This is a genomic window from Candidatus Acidiferrales bacterium (assembly GCA_035934015.1).
Classification (GTDB): Bacteria; Acidobacteriota; Terriglobia; order Acidiferrales; family UBA7541; genus DAHUXN01.
The window spans coordinates 1-2,773 of record DASYYH010000017.1; the positions used below are offsets into that span (position 1 = coordinate 1).

General features: G+C 58.6%; 2 protein-coding genes. Both read right to left on the bottom strand.

What is annotated here, in order from left to right:
- A partial coding sequence (locus VGR81_09420; GenBank protein ID HEV2289159.1) for a permease prefix domain 1-containing protein occupies positions 1–195 on the bottom strand: 195 nt, incomplete at its 3' end.
- Between the two features lie 9 nt (positions 196–204).
- A partial coding sequence (locus VGR81_09425; protein ID HEV2289160.1) for an ABC transporter permease occupies positions 205–2,773 on the bottom strand: 2,569 nt, incomplete at its 5' end.

Below are 2,773 nucleotides of genomic sequence, written 5' to 3' on the forward strand. Positions count from 1 at the left end.
GCCGCGGGCGTCGCGGGTTTCTTCTTTGCGCGATTCGAGGCCGCCGAATTGCGCAAGAGCGCGGCGGCGGGCTTCGCCGGGCGCCATACCGGCGGCGATATTCGCAGCGGTTTGCTGCTCGACATGGAAGCGAAGCTCGGAATCGAGCTGGACGTCGAGTTTGTCTTTGCGAAGTAAACGATTGAGCCAGGTCATCGCGAGCTCCTATTCGTAACGCAGAGCGACCATGGGATCGACTTTCATCGCGCGACGCGCGGGAATGTAGCAGGCAGCTAAAGTCACCATCGACACGATTATGAGTATGAAGAAGTACGTGAGCGGATCCGTAGAATTGACTCCGAGGAGGAGATTGCCGAAATTTCGCGCAACGAGGACCGTGACCAGAACTCCGCCGGCAAGACCGAGAACGAGAAGCAGCAGAGCCTGAGAGACGACCATGGCGAAAATCGTTCGCCGCTGGGCACCGAGAGCCATGCGGATGGCGATTTCATGCGTTCGCTGACTGGTGGAATAAGAAATCACGCCATAAATGCCGATGACGGCGAGCGAAAGTCCCAGAAGGCCGAGGAGGGTTCCCATCATCGCGCCGAAGCGGTACACGAGGAAACCATTCATGGTGTCCGTGCTCTGTTGCATGGTTTCGACGTTCAGAACCGGCATTCCGGGCGCAATCCCCTCAATGGCGCTCGCCACTTCTCGTTCAATCACTTGCTCTGGAGCGAGCGCTCGAACCTGCAAAGTTTCCTGCGCGAGATAACTCTGCGTGTCGGGAATATAGAAGCTGGGTGGGATGGGACCCGACAAGTTCAAGAAGCGTGAGTCCTGGGCAATGCCGACGACGCGAAGGGAGATTTTTACGCCGGTTCCGTAAGTGAAGGTTTGGCCGAGGGCGCTTTGATTGGGCCAGAAGAGGGAAGCCATAGCCTGGTTGATGATGGCGACGGGCTGGGTGGCTTGGTTGTCGGCGTCGGTAAAATCACGACCAGCGATAATAGGAATGGTCATGGTTTGGAAGTAGTCTGGCGAAACATAGTTATCCCATCCCAGAGGGGCTGGCGCGCCCGGCGCGACAGGGTGGCCGGGTATGCTGAGATATTCGTTGCTGAGGATGTAACTAAAGGGAACAAGGGCACAGAGGCTAGCGGAGCGGACGCCCGGGAGGCCCCGAACGCGATCCAGAAGCGTGCGATTGAAACCTATTCGCTGCTGCTTTTCATAGCCAAGTTCGTGAGGGTCCAAAGTGAAATTCACGAGGTGGCGCGGATCAAATCCGAGATTGGTGCGTTCGGCGTTTGCCAGACTGCGGGTCAGCAAACCGGCCATAATCAGGAGCACGAGCGCGCCGGAGATTTCCAGCACAACAAAAGCATCGCGGATTCGCTCGCGGGCGGAAATTGAACGGCCGGCCTGGCGCAGAGTGTGCGAGAGATTGCTTCGCGACAGACGCAGGGCAGGAACGATGCCGGCAAGCGCGCTGGTCAGCAAAGCGGCACCCAGAGCGAACACAAAAACGCGCCAATCGAAGGGAAAATCGAGCGTCACGGGCAGATCGGCCGAAAGATTGATGGCGGCGAGTTCGCCCGAGACGAAAATGCCTGCCACGAGACCGGCGATTCCCCCGGCAAGCCCAAGGGTCATGGATTCGGTCAGGAGCTGACGGATGAGCCTTCCCCTGCCGGCACCTAGAGACGCACGCACGGCCATTTCCTGCCGGCGACCAACAGAACGCACGAGTAGAAGATTGCCGGCATTCGCACAGGCGAGGGCGAGAAGGAGAAGACCGAGAATCGAAAAGAGCAGGGCAATTCGCGAGACTACCCCCGCGGACATAGGATCGGGGCGAGCGAAACGTTCAGGGTAGACGAAAAGCGAAAAGGCTTGATCTTCCTTGGGATATTGTTCGGTGAGCCGCTCTCCGACGACCTTCAAATCGGTGGCGGCGCGCCTCACGGTGACGCCTGGCTTGAGGCGCGCAAACAGAAATGTGTTGCGCAAAGCGCGGCCGTGAAGAAAGTCGTGAGCCTGCCACCAGGATTCGACCGTGAGCATCCCGAGAGGAAGATAAGCTTGAGCATCGGTGAGAGAATACATGCCGTGAAATCCGCGCGGCGCAACGCCGACGATCGTCACTTGCGTTCCGTTCACGCGAACCTGGCGGCCAATTACGGTTGGGTCGGATCCGAAGCGATTTTTCCAGTAGGAATATCCGAGGACCATGACGGGATCGGCGCCAGCGACGCCGCCTTCGGCGGGGAGAATCAAGCGGCCAAGCTGCGGCTTTATTCCAAGCGCGCTGAAAAAATTGCCGGTGACATAGTGGATCAAAACGGGCTCTGCGCGACCATTTGTGAACAAACCCTCCAAGCCAGTCTGATATCCGAAGATATCGGAGAAAAGTTCGTTCGTTTGGCCGGCAATGTCACTGATGTCAAGGGAGGAAAATCCGTTCGTCAGCGGGTTTCCACCTTGTTCATTGGCGAGGGCGACGATTTGGTCCGCGTGAGGCACGGGCAAGCCTCGCAGCAAGACACCGTTGACGATGCTGAAAATGGCGGTATTGGCGCCGATGCCGAGAGCGAGGGTGAGGACGGCGATAAAGGTGAAGCCGGGGTTTTTGCGCAGTGTGCGCAGAGCGAAGCGAATGTCTTGAAGCAGCGTTTCGATGAAATGCGTGCCGCGGGCGTCGCGGGTTTCTTCTTTGCGCGATTCGAGGCCGCCGAATTGCGCAAGAGCGCGGCGGCGGGCTTCGCCGGGCGCCATACCGGCGGCGATA